The following is a 17,334-nucleotide window of genomic DNA, read 5'->3' as shown; positions in this document are numbered from 1 at the left end:
GTAAAAATTATCGGCTAATGTACTAAAATTAATGTTTAAAATGCCGTGTTCCTGTCATCACCATGGCCAATCCATTTTCGTTGCAATAATCAATGCTCAATTGGTCTTTGATGGAGCCTCCGGGTTGTATCACACTTTTAATCCCGGCCTTATCTGCAATCTCAACACAATCAGGGAATGGAAAAAAGGCATCACTGGCCATTACGGCACCTTCTAAATCAAAATTGAAGGACTGCGCTTTATGGATGGCTTGGTTCAAGGCATCAACTCGTGAGGTTTGCCCTGTGCCACTGGCGCACAATTGCTTGTTTTTGGCCAGAACAATGGTGTTGCTCTTGGTGTGCTTGCACAATTTGGAAGCGAAAATCAAATCTTCGATCTCGGTTGCAGTGGGCTGTTTTTCCGTGACCGGGGTCAAGTCTTCTTTGGAGTCGGTTTTGGAATCTTTATCCTGAACCAAAACGCCGTTCAAGCATGTTCTGACCAAGGTTTCTGGTAATTCAATTTCATTTTGAATCAGGATGATTCGGTTCTTTTTGCCTTTTAGGATTTCCAAGGCCTCCTTGGAATAACTTGGGGCGATGACCACTTCGCAGAACAGATTATGGATTTCTTCAGCGGTTGGCGCATCGATTTCTTTGTTTGAAATCAAAATTCCGCCAAAAGCGGAAACTGGGTCACCGGCCAAAGCGTCAACGTAAGCTTGCTTAATGGTACTTCGCGTCGCCAATCCACAGGCATTGTTGTGTTTTAGGATGGCAAAGGTGGGGTCGTCATTTTTGAATTCTTGCATCAAATTAACCGCAGCATCCACATCCAGCAAGTTGTTATAGGATAGCTCTTTACCGTGCAATTTGGTGAACATGGCCTCAAAGTCCCCAAAGAAATAGCCTTTTTGATGTGGATTCTCTCCATAACGGAGTATTTGACCTTGAGTTTCGCTGATTTTCAAAACAGTCTCTTCCTTTTCTTTGTTGAAGTAGTTGAAAATGGCTGTATCGTAATGCGATGAAACGTTAAAGGCCTTAGTGGCAAAACGCTTGCGGTCTTCCAAAGTTGTGGTTCCATTTCCTTCGGTAATCACATTCAAAAAGTCGGCATAATCTTCCATGGAGGAAACACAAAGCACATCCTTGAAGTTTTTGGCAGCCGCTCGGATCAGCGAAATTCCGCCAATGTCAATTTTTTCAATAATATCTTGTTCCGATGCCCCACTGGCAACGGTTTTTTCAAACGGATACAAGTCAACAATAACAATATCCAACTGCGGAATATCAAATTCTTCCATTTGGGCCACATCACTTTCGTTGTCCTGACGGTTCAAAATGCCTCCAAATACTTTGGGGTGCAACGTCTTAACGCGACCTCCCAAAATGGAAGGGTAACTGGTAACGTCTTCTACAGGCACTACATTGATGCCCAAATCGCGGATAAATTTTTCGGTTCCTCCTGTGGAATAGAGGGTTACACCGAGTTTGTCCAATTTTTTTACGATGGGTTCCAAACCATCTTTATGAAATACGGAAATTAATGCAGCTGAGGCTTTTTTGGCAGTCTTCATTGGTGTCTTAAAAATCAATTTCTTAAGCTCACAAAAGTACTTGATCTAGCCTTAAAAATCAGAACGGTTTATCAACAAAATGGCAATAGTTTTACAGAATTTTGGCTACTTCTTCGTTGATGAACTCCAAAAAGCGTTCATCCTCGGCTGTAAATGGGTCGGGAGTGTTGGAATCAATGTCGATTTGCCCCACATTTTCTCCATTCACAAATAAGGGAACAACAATTTCAGCCTTTACTGTTATGCTGCAGGCAATGTAGTTGTCCTGAGCGCTAACATCGGGCACCACAAAGTTTTGGTTGCTCACCGCCACCTGTCCACAAATACCTTTTCCAAAAGGAATAATGGTATGGTCGGTGGGAGCTCCCGCGTAGGGCCCTAATTTTAATTCTTCCTTGTCACCATTTTTAAAGTAAAACCCAACCCAGTCGTAATGATCAACATTGCTGCGTAAAAGTTTGCAGATTTCGCCCAATCGGGTAGCAACTGATTTGGCTTCGTCTTTTACGATTTCAAGCACCTTGGGTTCCAATGATTTTAGCATGAAATATTTTTTTTGCAAATGTATTGAATACTGGATTTGTACGACAAAGGAACCGGTACTTACAGCAAGATTGGGCTTAATCTTCTGTTAAACAAAGCAATAAATTGATATATTTTGTAGTTTTGTAGTCAAATGAAGCAGATTCTACATCAAATACTATCCGCAACGATGGCCCTTTTGGTCTTGGCCTCCACGGTTTCGTGGACGGTGGACAAACATATTTGTATGGGTCGGGTAATGGATATTTCCCTCTTTGCCCATGCCGATGATTGCGGTATGGACATGGATAAGGATATGGAAAAATCATGTTGTGATGATGAATCGTTCACTGTACAAGGTCAGGACGACTTAAAAATCTCTTTTGAGAAGTTTGATTTGGACCAGCAAGTCTTTTTGGTAAGCTTTGTCCAAACCTATTTTCAACTTTTCGAAATTGATTCTGAAGAACCTCACTCTTTCAACGAGTATAACCCACCTCCATTAATACGGGATGTGCAGGTTCTAGACCAGACTTTCCTTATTTGATTTAACATAGATTGAATGTACCTGACCAATTTGGTTGGGCTGTTGCGTTTACGCACGTTTTGTGTCGATCTAATGTTTAAATCAAACTCTCATGCTAAACAAAAGCATCAAATTTTTAATAGATAACAAGTTAGTGGCCATCCTGCTCCTGCTATTTTTTGTAGCATGGGGTATCGTGAGCACTCCGTTCAATTGGGATACAGGCGGCATTTTACCGAGTAACCCTGTTGCTGTGGATGCCATTCCCGATATTGGGGAAAATCAACAGATTGTTTTCACGAAATGGCCAGGCCGATCTCCGCAGGATATCGAGGATCAAATCACCTACCCATTGACCACCTCTTTGCTGGGCATTCCGGGGGTAAAGACCATTCGAAGTTCCTCCATGTTCGGGTTTTCCAGCATCTATATCATTTTTGAGGAAGATGTGGAATTCTACTGGAGCCGAAGTCGAATCTTGGAAAAACTCAATTCGCTTCCCAACAACCTATTGCCCGATGGCGTAAATCCTGCTCTGGGCCCGGATGCCACAGCTTTGGGACAGATTTTTTGGTATACACTGGAAGGTCGTGATGCAGATGGAAATGTCACAGGTGGATGGGACTTACAGGAACTACGAAGTGTGCAGGATTACTACGTAAAATATGCCCTATCCTCGGCATCGGGGGTGTCCGAAGTGGCCTCTATCGGTGGATTTGTACAAGAATACCAGGTAGATGTGGATCCCGAGCTGATGAAACAGTATAATGTGGGCTTAGATCAGGTCGTAAAAGCGGTTAAGCAAAGTAACCGGGATATTGGTGCACAGACCCTGGAAATCAACAAAGCCGAATATTTGGTCAGGGGATTGGGCTATATCAAATCCTTGGAGGACATTAAAAATGCCGTAGTAGCATCAACCGATTACACCGCCATCAGAATTAAGGATGTGGCCCACGTGTCCTTGGGTCCTGCTGTCCGCCGTGGAATTTTGGACAAAGAAGGAGCCGAAGTGGTCGGTGGGGTCGTCGTGGCCCGATATGGCGCCAATCCATTGGAGGTCATCAACAATGTAAAGGAGCAAATAACCGAGCTGAGCGCTGGGCTTCCATCGAAACAATTGAAAGATGGAACCACTTCGCAATTGACCATAGTTCCCTTTTATGACAGAACAGAACTCATCCAGGAAACCTTGGGAACCCTTAACGAAGCGTTGACCCTCGAAATTCTCATCACCATTTTGGTGATTGTGGTCATGGTGTTCAATCTTAGAGCCTCCATTCTTATTTCGGGGCTGTTGCCAGTTGCCGTGCTCATGGTGTTCATCTCCATGAAACTATTTGGTGTAGACGCCAACATCGTGGCACTTTCCGGTATCGCCATTGCCATTGGGACCATGGTGGATGTTGGAGTGATTCTCTCCGAAAACATCATCCGTCACATGGATGAAAATGAACAAAATTTGTCCATTAATGAGGTAGTGTATAATGCCACCGCTGAGGTTTCGGGTGCGATTTTAACTGCCGTGTTGACCACCATCATCAGCTTTATCCCAGTTTTTACGATGGTAGGTGCTGAAGGAAAATTGTTCCGACCACTTGCTTTTACAAAAACCATGGCACTTACGGCATCCATTATTGTGGCACTGTTCCTCATTCCACCATTTGCGGCCATCATATTTAAAAAGAAAAATCGAACGCCCATTTTCGCCTATGTTTGGAATGGTATTTTGATTGCCCTAGGATTGGTGGCCATTGGTTTTGGCTATTGGTTGGGCTTGGCCTTGATTGCCTTTGGTGTTTCCGGAATCTTAAAAGTACGTCAAACGCTGGACGGAAAACAGGTCAGTATGCTCAATGTGGGTATCTGTGTAGGCACTATTGCCTTCTTGTTGGCGACCTACTGGAGGCCTCTTGGTTTTGATCGTAGCATTGCCATCAACCTGATTTTTGTAGGATTGATTTGTAGTGTTTTATTGGGAGGGTTTTATCTGTTCAGACAATACTACAGCCGTATTTTGATGTGGGCCATGGAACATAAATTGCTGTTCCTTTCCGTTCCCACGGTGATTGTGGTCTTCGGATTCATGATCATGCGGAACACGGGGCAGGAATTTATGCCATCGCTCAATGAAGGTTCATTTCTGTTGATGCCCACTTCCTTGCCGCATGCTGGGGTTGAGGAGAACAAAAGGGTGGTGCAGCAGTTGGACATGGCCGTTGCCACCATCCCCGAGATACAAACTGTGGTGGGTAAGGCCGGAAGAACGGAATCTGCTTTGGACCCTGCTCCGCTTTCCATGTATGAGAACATCATTCAATATCGGTCCGAGTACCAAAAAAATGAAACCAGAAGTCCACAACGGTTCAAGATCAATTCGGATGGCTATTTTGAGTTGAGCAATGGAAAAGTATTGGCCAACCCAAATTTGGAAGTAACCAATGAACAAAATTATAAGAATAGCCATGTCAGCGAACCTTTGCGCATTGATAGAAATCTTTTGATTCCGGATAGTGATGGGGAATATTTCCGAAACTGGCGTCCCGAAATTGAAAGTCCGGATGATATTTGGAATGAAATTGTGAAGGTCTCCAAATTGCCCGGAGTCACTTCGGCTCCTAAACTACAGCCCATTGAAACCCGTTTGGTGATGCTTCAAACCGGGATGCGGGCACCGATGGGGATTAAAGTGAAAGGTCAGGATTTAAAGGAAATTGAAAACTTTGGACTTCAATTGGAGCCTATTTTAAAAGAAGCGGCCGGGGTCAAGGATGAAGCGGTTTTTGCAGACCGAATTGTTGGGAAACCCTATCTCCTTATCGATATAGACCGGGAAAAATTGGTCCGTTACGGATTGGTCATTGAGGATGTGCAGCAAGTATTGGAAGTGGCCATTGGTGGGATGACACTGACTCAAACCGTTGAAGGAAGGGAGCGGTATGGTATCAGGGTACGCTATCCCAGAGAGCTTCGGGAAAACCCCTCCGATTTGGAGAATATTTATGTTCCCGTGCAAAAAGGAAGTCCCATTCCCTTAAGTGAATTGGTGAGCATTCGCTACGAACAAGGTCCCCAGGCCATTAAAAGTGAGGATACGTTTTTGGTGGGCTATGTACTTTTTGATAAGCTTGATGGCTATGCCGAAGTGGACGTGGTGGAAAATGCCCAAGCCAAGATTCAGGAAAAAATAGACAGCGGGGAATTGGTGGTGCCCAAGGGTATCAGCTACCGATTCACTGGCACCTATGAGAACCAGTTGCGGGCCAAGAAGACCTTATCCGTGGTGGTTCCACTGGCGTTATTGATCATTTTCTTGATTTTGTATTTCCAATTTAGGTCAGTTGCCACTTCCTTTATGGTGTTTTCTGGAATATTGGTGGCTTTTGCTGGTGGCTTTTTAATGATTTGGTTCTACGGTCAGGACTGGTTTCTCAATTTTAGTTTTATGGGCGAAAACCTTCGGGACCTTTTCCAAATGCATACCATTAATTTGAGTGTGGCCGTTTGGGTCGGATTTATCGCCCTTTTCGGTATTGCCACGGATGATGGTGTGGTGATGGCCACCTATCTCACCCAAACTTTTGACAAGAACAAACCAGACAACCTGAAACAAATTCGTGCTTCGGTGTTGGAAGCAGGTGAAAAACGAATTCGACCTTGTTTAATGACAACGGCGACCACCATTTTGGCATTGTTACCCGTGTTAACCAGCACAGGAAGAGGAAGTGACATTATGATTCCGATGGCCATTCCAAGTTTTGGAGGCATGCTCATCGCTTTGATTACGCTTTTTGTTGTCCCGGTGCTATACAGTTGGAAAGCGGAATTAAGAGTGAAAAACGAGAAGTGAACAATTAAAGTTATGACTAAAAGTGTTTTAAGAGAAAAGAGCTATGGTTTTGCAATAAAAATTGTAAACCTATCACAGCTTTTATTTACTGAAAAAAAAGAGTTTGTGTTAAGCAAGCAACTTTTAAGAAGTGGGTCTGCCATTGGCGCATTAATTCGAGAAGCCGAATTTGCTCAAAGCAAAAAGGATTTCATCAATAAAATGAGTATTGCTCTCAAAGAAGCAAACGAAACCTTGTACTGGTTAGACTTATTAAAAGACACACATTTTTTAGAAATTGACAGCCACCAAAAATTGCATTTCACTTGTAAAGAATTAGTAGCTATGTTGGCAAGTTCAGTAAAGACTTCAAAATCTAACCTCTAATGGAAAAACAAAATAACATAAAAATTATTTTTCACTTTTCATCTTTCACTTTCAATTTAAGGAGAGCAAGTATTCTGATCTTTTCACTTTTCACTTTTCACTTTTTAAGTGCCCAATCGTTGGAGTTTTATCTGCAAGAAGCTGAGCAGAACAGTCCCATGATTCAAGCTTTGGAGCTGCGGTACAATATTGCAAAAGAAAAGGTGAGTGAAATGAATACCTTGCCCAACACCACCGTTGCTGCGGGATATTTTGTGAGTGAACCAGAGACCAGAACGGGAGCGCAACGGGCACGGTTTTCGGTTTCGCAGATGTTGCCATGGTTTGGCACTATCACGGCCCGGGAAAACTATGCCAGTTCCATGGCGGAGACGGAGTATACCGAAATTGTCATCGCCAAACGAAAATTGGCATTGTCATTGGCACAATCCTACTACAATTTATACGGGATTCAGGCGAAACAAAAAGTACTTCAGGAAAATATTGAACTGCTCAAAACCTATGAAACCCTGGCATTAACTTCGGTTGAGGTGGGAAAAGCTTCGGCGGTGGATATTTTGAAACTTCAAATTCGCCAAAATGAATTGCAACAACAAAAAGAAGTATTGGAACAATCCTACCTGGCGGAGCAGGCGGTTTTCAATAATTTGTTGAATCGTGAGGAAAGTATCGCCGTGGAGGTTGTGGAGGAAATGGAAATTCCGGAGGATGACTCTATCCTCAACAAGGACGATTTAAGTTTAAATCCGGAGTTGCTCAAATACGACCAATTGTACGAATCGGTTACGCAATCGGAATTACTGAATCAAAAGGAGAACGCCCCTAGCTTTGGGATTGGGTTGGACTACATCCCTGTTTCGGAACGGGAGGATATGGTGTTCAGTGATAATGGAAAGGATATTGTGATGCCCATGGTCACGTTTTCCATTCCCGTTTTCAACAACAGGTTTAAATCAGTCACGAAGCAGAATGAGCTTCGTCAAAAGGAGATTGAACTGCAAAAAGCAGAGCGATTAAACGTATTGGAGAATGCCTATGCCTATGCCATTTCGCAGCGGAATCAAGCACGTATTGCCCATCAAACTCAAGCAAAGAACCTAGATCAGGCAAAGGATGCTGAAGAAATCCTGATCAAGAACTATGAGACTGGAACCATCGACTTCAACGATGTGTTGGATATTCAAGAATTACAATTAAAGTTTCAAACGAATCAAATACAATCTGTGCAGCTGTATTATTTACAATCTGCCATCATCAATTATTTAATCAACAAGTAAATTTAATTTTATCAAAATGAGAACAAACATCAGAACAATTATCGGAATTGCATTTGCATCTGCGTTGGTACTTACCGTATCGTGCAAAGGAAAAACGGAGGAAGCAAAGGAAACATCCACGGAAGCCACCATGGAGCACGAAGGCCATGATATGGATAACATGAACCATGAAGATCATGATATGGATGGTATGGAGACTGCTAAAATGGAAGGTAAGGAATATACCTCTAAATATGTTTGTCCAATGCATTGTGAGGGCAGTGGAAGTGATGAAGAGGGGAAATGCCCTGTTTGCGGTATGACCTATGTGTTGAATGAGGAGCACATGGCAGATGGGCACACCCATAATTAAGTAGAATCGTCACAATCAAATTGTACCACTATGCGTATTAAAGTCAAAAATATGGTATGCGAAAGATGCAAAGGTGTCCTGAAAAACGAATTTCGGGATATGGGCATTGAAGTGGTGCAAATTGACTTGGGCGAAGTTGAATTTAAAGATTCGGCCATGGGCCAAATAGAGCATATTCGGGAGATTTTGACCAAAAATGGTTTTGAATTGATTGAGGATGTCAATCAGACGTATATCGTCGATATCAAGAAACACTTGATCAATGCGTTAGAAAATCGTTCCGATCAAAATCTCTCAGAATACTTGGCCCAAAAACTGAACAGAGACTATTCGGCACTTAGTAAAATGTTCAGTGCCAAAGAGGGGTTGACCATTGAAAAGTATTTTATCCTCCTCAAAATGGAGAAGGTAAAGGAAGAGATACAAATGGGAACCAAAACCTTCTCCGAAATAGCCTACGATTTAAACTACAAGAGCAGTAGCCATTTGGCCAAACAATTTAAATCAGTAACTGGAATGTCGATGACTGACTATAAAAAGGTACAGGAGTGGAACAGGAGGCCGTTGGACCAAATTGTATAAAAGAAACCCAGAATTATAAAAAGCTTCCGACTGGTATTCAGCTAGTTTTGAATAAAAAACAAAAAAGATGAAACATACCTATCACATACACGGAATGAGCTGTAATGGCTGTAGAAATCATGTAGAGCAAACCCTTTCAAAAGTTGATGGGGTTACCGGGGTTGAAGTCAGTTTGGAGAAGGCCGAGGCTGCAATCGAGATGAAGGAACATATTCCCATTGAAACCTTCGAGGAAGCTTTGGAAAAAGATGGGGGCGGATACAGCATTCATACGCACGGTCACCACCATCATCCCCCCAAGAAAGAGGAAAAAAAAACGGTTTCGAACGGGAATGGCACCTTTTATTGCCCCATGCGATGCGAAGGGGACAAAACCTACGAAGAACCAGGAGACTGCCCGGTTTGTGGTATGGATTTGGTAGAGGAACAGAACACAGATACAAGTTCCAAACAACAATGGACCTGCCCCATGCACCCCGAAGTGGTGGAAGATGGTCCCGGTTCTTGCCCCATTTGCGGAATGGATTTGGTGCCGATGAAGCCGGAAGCCAGTGCTGAGGAAAAGACCTATAAAAAACTGCTCAAGAAGTTTTGGATAGCGGTGGGGTTTACGCTCCCTATTTTCCTGATTGCCATGAGTGAGATGATACCCGATAACCCATTGTACCAACTAATGGCGCCCAGATACTGGAACTGGGTGCAGTTTGGGTTATCACTTCCTGTGGTCTTTTACGCCACATGGATGTTTTTTGAACGGGCCTACCGAAGTATAAAAACATGGAACCTGAATATGTTCACCTTAATTGGAATCGGTGCCGGTGTGGCATTTGTGTTCAGTATACTTGGACTGTTGTTTCCTGGGTTTTTTCCAGACCAATTCAAGACCGAATCTGGGGCGGTTCATGTATATTTTGAAGCAGCAACTGTTATCCTTACGCTGGTGCTTTTAGGACAATTGTTGGAAGCCAGAGCGCATAGCAAAACCAATAATGCTGTAAAGGAATTGTTGAAATTGGCCCCTAACAAAGCCGTCAAAGTTGTGGATGGCGAGGAGGTTGAAGTCAGTATCGATGACATTGAAAAAGGTGATATCCTTCGGGTAAAACCGGGAGAAAAAATTCCTGTGGATGGCATTATCACTGAAGGGGAAACCTCTGTGGACGAATCCATGGTAACTGGTGAACCCATTCCCGTTGAAAAAGGAGTGGATGACAAGGTCAGCAGTGGCACCATTAATGGAAATCAATCTTTTTTGATGAAAGCTGAAAAAGTGGGTAGCGATACGCTTTTATCACAAATCATCGATATGGTGAACCAAGCCAGCCGAAGCCGGGCACCCATTCAGAATTTGGCGGATAAGGTATCGGCTTATTTTGTGCCTGCAGTGGTCATTATTTCCGTGATCACATTTGCAGTTTGGGCCATTTGGGGGCCACAGCCCGCCTATGTCTACGCATTGATCAATGCCATTGCGGTCTTGATCATTGCCTGTCCGTGTGCACTGGGTCTCGCGACCCCAATGTCCGTGATGGTCGGGGTGGGTAAGGGTGCCCAAAATGGGGTGCTTATTAAAAATGCAGAAGCCTTGGAAAAAATGGCTGATGTGGACACCTTGATTATCGACAAAACAGGAACCATAACCGAAGGCAAACCCACGTTTGATCATTTGGAGGTATTTTCAGATGATTATTCGGAAAAAGATTTGTTGCAATATATGGTCTCGGTTAATGCCAATAGTGAACACCCTTTAGCGCAGGCTACGGTAAATTATGGTAAGGAACAAGACATCAAGATTCTAAAAACAGAGTCCTTCAATGCGGTTACGGGTATGGGGGTTGAAGGTAAAATCAAGGATGCCGAAGTTCATTTGGGTAACCTTAAATTGATGGAAAAGGCCCAAGCGGAAATATCTGACGAGATGCAAGTCAAGGTCAAAAAAGCACAGGACAAAGGCATGACCGTTTCGTACATTGCCATTGACGGAAAATGCCATGGCTTTGTGGCCATCGGCGATAAATTAAAAGAAACCAGTGCCAAAGCTATAAAGGCTATTCAAGAGAAGGGAATTTCTGTGATCATGCTCACCGGGGATAATGCCAACACGGCCAAGGCGGTTGCCAGTGAATTGCATTTGAATGATTTTAAGGCAGAAACCCTGCCAGAGGATAAAATGAAAGAAGTGGAGCGTTTGCAAGGCCAAGGAAAAGTGGTTGCCATGGCCGGGGATGGCATCAACGATGCTCCAGCACTGGCCAAGAGCGACTTGGGCATTGCTATGGGTACGGGTACCGATGTGGCCATAGAAAGTGCCATGATCACTTTGGTAAAAGGCGACCTGCACGGCATTGTAAAAGCACGGAACCTTAGTGAGGCCGTGATGAAAAACATAAAACAAAACCTATTTTTTGCATTGATCTACAACACCATCGGTGTGCCGGTTGCGGCAGGGGTGCTCTATCCCTTCTTTGGGATTTTGCTCTCACCCATGATTGCAGCCCTCGCCATGAGCTTTAGCTCGGTATCGGTGATAGCCAATGCATTGCGACTACGAACTAAATCAATCGACTAAAACTAAAATGGTAAAACGAACAACAGCGGTTAAGATTAGAAAGGCCCACCGATATTTGGGGCTGTTTTTGGGAATTCAATTCATCATGTGGACGGCCAGCGGCCTTTACTTCAGTTGGACTGATATTGATGAAATCCATGGGGATCACTTCAGGAATATGGATTATGAACCTGCAGCTTTTGATGGTCTCATTGGACTTTCGCAAATCAATCTACCTGCTAAAATAAGTTCGTTGCACCTAAAGGACATAGGAGGGGAACCTTACTATTGGATCAATAATGAATTTTTGGTCAATGCTAGGGATGGAAGTCTAAAAAAGGGTATTTCGGAACAAGAAGCCTTGGCGGTTGCCCAAAAACAGATGTCACCTGAGCTAAAGGTAAAGGCTGTTGAGGTGATTCAAGAAACCGATAAGCACCACGAGTACCGGGAACGAAAATTACCGGCTTATGTGATTTCGTATGAGTCCCCTGAAGACATCAAGGTCTATGTATCGGTGGAGGATGGTTCTTTTCAGACTGTTCGGCACCGGAATTGGCGTTGGTTCGATTTTCTGTGGATGACCCATACAATGGATTATGAAAGTAGGGACGATTTTAATACAACCGTCCTTCGAGCCTTTTCCCTTATGGGATTGATTACTGTACTGAGCGGATTTTTGCTCTGGTTTACCTCATCGCCAACGATGCGAAAGGTTGTAAAAAGAAAAAAATAACACATGAAAAAAGAAAATATCATTTATATCGGGATTGCGGTTGTAGTGGGACTACTGGCCGGATACCTCATTTTTGGAGGTAGCTCCGAAACAACAAATGAAGAGCAGGTACATGACCATAGTGCGGAGATGGCTTCCGGCGAAATGTGGACATGTTCCATGCATCCGCAGATCATGCAGCCAGAACCGGGATCTTGCCCTATTTGCGGCATGGATTTAATTCCTGCCGATTCAGCAGGTGAAGGGCTATCGCATTCGCAAATTAGCATGACGGCAAATGCCATGACCTTGGCAGGTGTGGAGACCGTGACCGTTGGAGCTGGAAACACCAGTGAGGGGAATGTAAAACTTTCGGGAAAGGTTGCTGTTAACCAAGAATCCGATGCCGTACAATCCGCTTACTTTAATGGCAGAATAGAACGCTTGAACATTAATTATGAGGGTGAAGAAGTAAAAAGAGGGCAGCAACTGGCCACTATCTATTCTCCGGAACTGGTATCGGCACAACAAGAATTGATTACCGCACTGAAACTAAAATCCACCCAACCCGCTTTGTATACCGCGGTACGGAACAAATTAAAATTATGGAAGCTGTCCGATGCACAAATCAATCAAATTGAGACTTCGGGGAAGGTGGTTGAAAATTTTCCGGTGTATGCCAATGTTTCGGGGGTTGTTTCTTCCATTATGGTGGAGGAAGGCGATTATGTGAAAACCGGTTCACCTCTGGTGAAAGTGGCCAATTTAAATTCGGTATGGGCCATTTTTGATGCCTATGAAAACCAGTTGGAGCTCTTCAAAAAAGGGCAAACGCTAGAAGTGTCAACCAGGTCATATCCCAATGAAACATTTCAGGCGACCATTTCCTTTGTGGATCCCTTGCTGAACAATTCCAGTAGAACCTTGGAAGTTCGAGCAGAATTGGACAACAAAAAAGGCCTATTGAAACCGGGAATGTTTGTGGTTGGGGAAATAAAAACGTCAGAAAACATGATGGCAGACGTGGTCACCGTTCCTGAAAGTGCAGTGCTATGGACGGGGGAACGTTCGGTGGTTTATGTACAACCAAACCCCGGTGAATCCGTTTTTGAAATGCGGGAAGTAGCCTTGGGAAATTTGAGCAATGGCAGCTACCCCGTGGTCTCCGGTCTTGAAGTTGGGGAAGAGGTTGTGGCCAAAGGTACCTTTACCGTGGATGCCGCAGCCCAATTGCAAGGTAAAAAATCCATGATGAACAAGAGTGGTGGTGCGACCATGACCGGGCATGAAGGCCATGGGATGAGGATGGACTTTTCAAATGACTTTGAAACTGCATTCAATGAAGTGTTGGACTCCTACTTAAAGCTGAAAAATGCCTTGGTAGATTCGGATACCGACAAGGCAAAAAAATGGGCGAGCGAGACAGCACAAACAATACAAAATCTAAAATCCATGGAAATGGATGATATGGGGACGACCCATGTAAAAAAAATTGAAGAATACCTTTCCAATATCGCTGAAGAAAGCTCCATTGAGTCCCAACGAAAGGATTTTGTGCTGTTGTCGGAAAACATGATTCTAATTGGAAACCAATTGAAGGGCTTGGACCAAAAACTGTATGTACAGCATTGTCCTATGGCGGATAATAATAAAGGAGCCAATTGGATAAGTGCCGAAAAGGAAATTAGAAACCCCTATTATGGAGAGGCCATGCTAACCTGTGGCAGTGTGGTCCATACGTGGTAATTTAATCCTTGGTGGCGGCATCAAACATTGATTTTAGGAGACTGTTTTTTTCCTTGGTATCATTGCCCAATTGCCAAAACATGATCCCGCCCAATTTCTTTTTTAGGGCATATTCGGTTTTCATTCGTACCGAAACGGTATCGTCATAACTGATGAAAATACTGTCTTTGGCGTTGTAGAGGTAGGGTGCTTTGGCAATGGAGTCCCAATAGCGTTTAAAATTGGGGTTTTGTTCAAAATCACTTCGGATATTGTAATAGGCGGCCCATCCAATATACGGACCGGCGTTGGTCTGGTAAAGCCCATTGTTATGGGGAGGAACGCCCTTCCAGGCGCGTCCATAAAAAGCGGAACCAATTACCATTTGTTCAGGTTTTACCCCTTGTTCCAGACAGTATTCCACTATTTTTTCGGCAGATCTTGGGCCGTAATCCCGGTCATCACCACGTTCTTTTTTCCAATTATTGATGAATTCTGCTGCTGGAGTACCTTCAAGGTCTTTTTCTTTGATATAGCCCAGAGGTGTATGGTGTCCGGTATAAGGAGAGTTTGAACCGACTTGATCGTAGGTCATAATGTTCATGTAGTCCACATAATCCATTACCTTATTCAGTTCGATGTTGTCGTAGTAGGGTTTCCAACCTGCTGAAGCAAAGGTCAAGGTCTGTTTGCGTTCCAGTGTATCCAAGGATTCCCGTAATTCTTTCATCAAAAGGGTGAAATTTTGTTTGTCTTCAGGTCGTGCACCAGTATCCGCAGCGGGAATGGCTGGGTATTCCCAATCAATGTCAATTCCATCCAAATCGTATTTTTTATTGAATTCAATCACACTTTCCACAAATTTTTTCCTGTTTTCCGTAGTCTGGGACATATCGGAAAACCCATCAGCACCCCATCCGCCACAGGCAATCATTATTTTGAGATTTGGATGATTTTTTCGCTGTTCTACCAATTGTTCCAATTTTTTGCCATCTTCTTCATTTCTGAATTGCATTTTTCCATCAATCACATGGGTAAAGGAAAAAATGATATGGGTGAGTTGATGCAAAGGAAGTTCCTCAGGTTTATACTCCTTCTCTGGAACGTAATAGGCCATTACGGCCACTGAGGGGTCATCGGAATCGGGTTGATTTTTAAAAACGGTAAATGCCGTAATCAATCCGAAAAGAAGTAGAAGTGTAATGGAACGCAGCTGTTTCATTTTGTGTGATTTTGATTCTTAGAAAGTAATCCAAAAGAGATGGAATGCCGAAAGTTTTAGACCAAGAGCAGCCTGAACAATACCGACGGCATTTTTTGAGTAAAAAAGCATGTGGTTTTTTAGTTAATATTTAGCCAAATAAAATCTATGGATTCAAATCTGAAATACATTTACTTCAGTTTTAAATTTATTTGACTCATGAAACAAGCGAAGTCAACTGGAAAGTCATCTCCTGCTAAGGCCGTTAAGCCAAATGCAAAGAAGACTACCCAAGCTACTGGTAAGAAGAAGTAACTTGGTTTTTGGGTTCTCCGGAATCCTACAACGAGATAAAAAGAAAACGCCCCGATGCAAATCGGGGCGTTCCTATTTTTAATCCGAATATAATGGATATTACATCATGCCAGGCATTCCACCGCCACCCATTGGAGGTCCGGCCGGAGCATCTTCTTTGATGTCGGTCAATGCACATTCTGTGGTCAAGATCATACCTGCTACCGAAGCGGCATTTTCCAAAGCAATTCGGGTTACTTTCTTGGGATCGATGATACCCGCTTGAAGCATGTCAACATACTTGTCTGACTTGGCATCATATCCATAATCCTTTTTACCTTCAAGTACCTTTGAAATTACTACAGAACCTTCACCACCTGCGTTTTCAACAATGGTACGCAAAGGAGACTCAATGGCCTTGGCCACGATTTGTACACCTGTGGTTTCATCCAAGGAATCGGTTGCCAATTTCTCAAGAACTTTTTTGGCTCTTACCAAGGCGACACCACCACCGGCAACAATGCCTTCTTCAACAGCGGCACGTGTAGCGTGTAGGGCATCATCAACTCGGTCTTTTTTCTCCTTCATTTCAACTTCTGAAGCTGCTCCTACGTACAAAACGGCCACCCCGCCGGCCAATTTTGCCAAGCGCTCTTGCAATTTTTCCTTGTCGTAGTCAGAAGTGGTAGTTTCAATCTGGGATTTGATTTGATTCACTCTTGCTTTGATATCGGAAGGCTTACCAGAACCATTTACGATGGTTGTATTGTCCTTATCGATGGTCACTGTTTCAGCTGTACCCAACATGTCCAAAGAAGCGTTTTCCAAAGAGAACCCTCTTTCTTCAGAAATAACGGTGCCCCCGGTCAGGATAGCGATGTCTTCCAACATGGCTTTTCTTCTGTCCCCGAATCCAGGTGCTTTTACCGCGGCAATTTTAAGGCCACCTCTCAATTTGTTCACGACCAAAGTAGCCAAGGCTTGACCCTCAACATCTTCAGCAATGATCAAAAGAGGTCTTCCAGATTGTGCAACGGGCTCAAGAATAGGAAGGATTTCCTGTAGGTTGGAAATTTTCTTGTCGAAAAGAAGGATGTACGGGTTCTCCAAATCGGCAACCATTTTGTCTGTATCGGTCACGAAGTAAGGAGAAAGGTATCCCCTGTCAAACTGCATACCTTCAACCACGTCAACATAGGTATCGGTACCTTTGGCTTCCTCAACGGTGATTACACCCTCTTTTCCAACTTTATCAAATGCTTTTGCGATAAGGTCGCCAATAGTTTCGTCATTATTTGAAGAAATTGAGGCAACTTGTTTGATTTTGTCTGAGTCATTGCCCACTTTTTTGGCTTGCTTTTCAAGATCTGCAACCAAGGCCTCAACTGCTTTGTCGATACCTCTTTTCAAATCCATGGGGTTGGCGCCAGCGGCAACGTTTTTAAGACCTTCCTTAACAATGGCCTGTGCCAAAACGGTTGCAGTAGTGGTACCATCACCAGCTTGGTCATTGGTTCTGGAAGCAACTTCCTTTACCATTTGAGCCCCCATGTCTTCAAGGGGATCTTCCAATTCTATTTCTTTTGCTACGGACACACCATCTTTGGTAACCTGTGGTGCTCCAAATGATTTGCTGATGATCACGTTTCTACCCTTGGGTCCCAAGGTTACTTTAACAGCTTCGGCCAATTTGTCGACGCCCTTTTTAAGGCCGTCACGTGCATCTATGTCAAACTTAATATCTTTTGCCATTTTTAAATTTTTTAGTTGAAAAAATTAATTTCCAAAACTCAATTCCCAAATTCCATGTTGGAA

Annotated in this window: 13 protein-coding genes; 9 read left to right on the top strand and 4 right to left on the bottom strand. The window is 43.5% G+C overall.

Annotated features, from left to right (window positions below; genetic code table 11):
• Positions 1 to 28: 28 nt before the first annotated feature.
• Together purH and FG28_RS03925 are read right to left on the bottom strand one after the other, a co-directional pair.
• Positions 29 to 1,561 carry a bifunctional phosphoribosylaminoimidazolecarboxamide formyltransferase/IMP cyclohydrolase gene (gene purH / locus FG28_RS03930; RefSeq protein WP_036380164.1) on the bottom strand — a complete coding sequence of 511 codons (1,533 nt, stop codon included), beginning with the start codon at positions 1,559 to 1,561 and terminating at the stop codon, positions 29 to 31.
• 91 nt (positions 1,562 to 1,652) lie between these two features.
• Complete coding sequence (locus tag FG28_RS03925) at positions 1,653 to 2,105, bottom strand: GAF domain-containing protein (RefSeq protein ID WP_036380162.1); 453 nt, start codon at positions 2,103 to 2,105, stop codon at positions 1,653 to 1,655.
• Between the two features lie 132 nt (positions 2,106 to 2,237).
• Between FG28_RS03925 and FG28_RS03920 the strand changes: the two genes are divergently transcribed.
• The 9 genes from FG28_RS03920 (at position 2,238) to FG28_RS03880 (ending at position 14,045) form a co-directional block, all read left to right on the top strand.
• Positions 2,238 to 2,630, top strand: coding sequence for a hypothetical protein (locus tag FG28_RS03920; protein ID WP_036380161.1), 393 nt, complete (start codon positions 2,238 to 2,240; stop codon positions 2,628 to 2,630).
• Positions 2,631 to 2,721: 91 nt separating this feature from the next.
• Positions 2,722 to 6,459 (top strand): efflux RND transporter permease subunit, encoded by a 3,738-nt coding sequence (locus tag FG28_RS03915; RefSeq protein ID WP_036380160.1) that lies wholly within the window; start codon positions 2,722 to 2,724, stop codon positions 6,457 to 6,459.
• Positions 6,460 to 6,471: 12 nt separating this feature from the next.
• Complete coding sequence (locus tag FG28_RS03910; protein WP_036380159.1) at positions 6,472 to 6,825, top strand: four helix bundle protein; 354 nt, start codon at positions 6,472 to 6,474, stop codon at positions 6,823 to 6,825.
• The gene (locus FG28_RS03905; protein WP_051947172.1) at positions 6,825 to 8,102 is read left to right on the top strand and encodes a TolC family protein; all 1,278 of its coding nucleotides are present in this window, start codon (positions 6,825 to 6,827) and stop codon (positions 8,100 to 8,102) included. Before FG28_RS03910 ends, FG28_RS03905 begins: the two co-directional genes overlap by 1 nt.
• Positions 8,103 to 8,118: 16 nt before the next feature.
• The gene (locus tag FG28_RS20570) at positions 8,119 to 8,454 is read left to right on the top strand and encodes a heavy metal-binding domain-containing protein (RefSeq protein WP_036380157.1); all 336 of its coding nucleotides are present in this window, start codon (positions 8,119 to 8,121) and stop codon (positions 8,452 to 8,454) included.
• A 30-nt stretch (positions 8,455 to 8,484) separates the two neighbouring features.
• Positions 8,485 to 9,036, top strand: coding sequence for an AraC family transcriptional regulator (locus FG28_RS03895; RefSeq protein WP_036380155.1), 552 nt, complete (start codon positions 8,485 to 8,487; stop codon positions 9,034 to 9,036).
• 67 nt (positions 9,037 to 9,103) lie between these two features.
• Positions 9,104 to 11,605: a heavy metal translocating P-type ATPase gene (locus FG28_RS03890; RefSeq protein WP_036380153.1), complete on the top strand. Its 2,502-nt coding sequence runs from the start codon at positions 9,104 to 9,106 to the stop codon at positions 11,603 to 11,605.
• Between the two features lie 7 nt (positions 11,606 to 11,612).
• Positions 11,613 to 12,320, top strand: a complete 708-nt coding sequence (locus FG28_RS03885; protein WP_036380151.1) for a PepSY domain-containing protein — start codon at positions 11,613 to 11,615, stop codon at positions 12,318 to 12,320.
• Positions 12,321 to 12,323: 3 nt separating this feature from the next.
• A complete protein-coding gene (locus FG28_RS03880; protein ID WP_036380149.1) occupies positions 12,324 to 14,045 on the top strand; it encodes an efflux RND transporter periplasmic adaptor subunit in 1,722 nt (573 codons plus the stop codon).
• Between the two features lies 1 nt (position 14,046).
• Here the strand turns inward: FG28_RS03880 and FG28_RS03875 are convergent, their stop codons facing one another.
• On the bottom strand, positions 14,047 to 15,246 hold the full coding sequence (locus tag FG28_RS03875; protein ID WP_036380146.1) for a glycoside hydrolase family 18 protein: 1,200 nt from the start codon (positions 15,244 to 15,246) through the stop codon (positions 14,047 to 14,049).
• A gap of 393 nt (positions 15,247 to 15,639) precedes the next feature.
• Complete coding sequence (gene groL, locus FG28_RS03870) at positions 15,640 to 17,271, bottom strand: chaperonin GroEL (RefSeq protein ID WP_036380144.1); 1,632 nt, start codon at positions 17,269 to 17,271, stop codon at positions 15,640 to 15,642.
• Positions 17,272 to 17,334: the final 63 nt, after the last annotated feature.

It is taken from the genome of Muricauda sp. MAR_2010_75 (genome assembly GCF_000745185.1).
Lineage (GTDB): Bacteria > Bacteroidota > Bacteroidia > Flavobacteriales > Flavobacteriaceae > Flagellimonas.
Note: the sequence above shows the minus strand (reverse complement) of the source record. Positions and strands in the feature narration are given on the sequence as shown.

Excerpts from the sequence above, each read along its gene's own strand:
- FG28_RS03895 (WP_036380155.1), top strand. The coding sequence starts at position 8,485 with ATGCGTATTAAAGTCAAAAATATGGTATGCGAAAGATGCAAAGGTGTC.
- FG28_RS03910 (WP_036380159.1), top strand. The coding sequence starts at position 6,472 with ATGACTAAAAGTGTTTTAAGAGAAAAGAGCTATGGTTTTGCAATAAAA.
- FG28_RS03880 (WP_036380149.1), top strand. The coding sequence starts at position 12,324 with ATGAAAAAAGAAAATATCATTTATATCGGGATTGCGGTTGTAGTGGGA.
- FG28_RS03925 (WP_036380162.1), bottom strand. The coding sequence starts at position 2,105 with ATGCTAAAATCATTGGAACCCAAGGTGCTTGAAATCGTAAAAGACGAA.
- purH (WP_036380164.1), bottom strand. The coding sequence starts at position 1,561 with ATGAAGACTGCCAAAAAAGCCTCAGCTGCATTAATTTCCGTATTTCAT.
- FG28_RS03875 (WP_036380146.1), bottom strand. The coding sequence starts at position 15,246 with ATGAAACAGCTGCGTTCCATTACACTTCTACTTCTTTTCGGATTGATT.
- FG28_RS03920 (WP_036380161.1), top strand. The coding sequence starts at position 2,238 with ATGAAGCAGATTCTACATCAAATACTATCCGCAACGATGGCCCTTTTG.
- FG28_RS03890 (WP_036380153.1), top strand. The coding sequence starts at position 9,104 with ATGAAACATACCTATCACATACACGGAATGAGCTGTAATGGCTGTAGA.
- FG28_RS03915 (WP_036380160.1), top strand. The coding sequence starts at position 2,722 with ATGCTAAACAAAAGCATCAAATTTTTAATAGATAACAAGTTAGTGGCC.
- FG28_RS03905 (WP_051947172.1), top strand. The coding sequence starts at position 6,825 with ATGGAAAAACAAAATAACATAAAAATTATTTTTCACTTTTCATCTTTC.
- FG28_RS03885 (WP_036380151.1), top strand. The coding sequence starts at position 11,613 with ATGGTAAAACGAACAACAGCGGTTAAGATTAGAAAGGCCCACCGATAT.
- FG28_RS20570 (WP_036380157.1), top strand. The coding sequence starts at position 8,119 with ATGAGAACAAACATCAGAACAATTATCGGAATTGCATTTGCATCTGCG.
- groL (WP_036380144.1), bottom strand. The coding sequence starts at position 17,271 with ATGGCAAAAGATATTAAGTTTGACATAGATGCACGTGACGGCCTTAAA.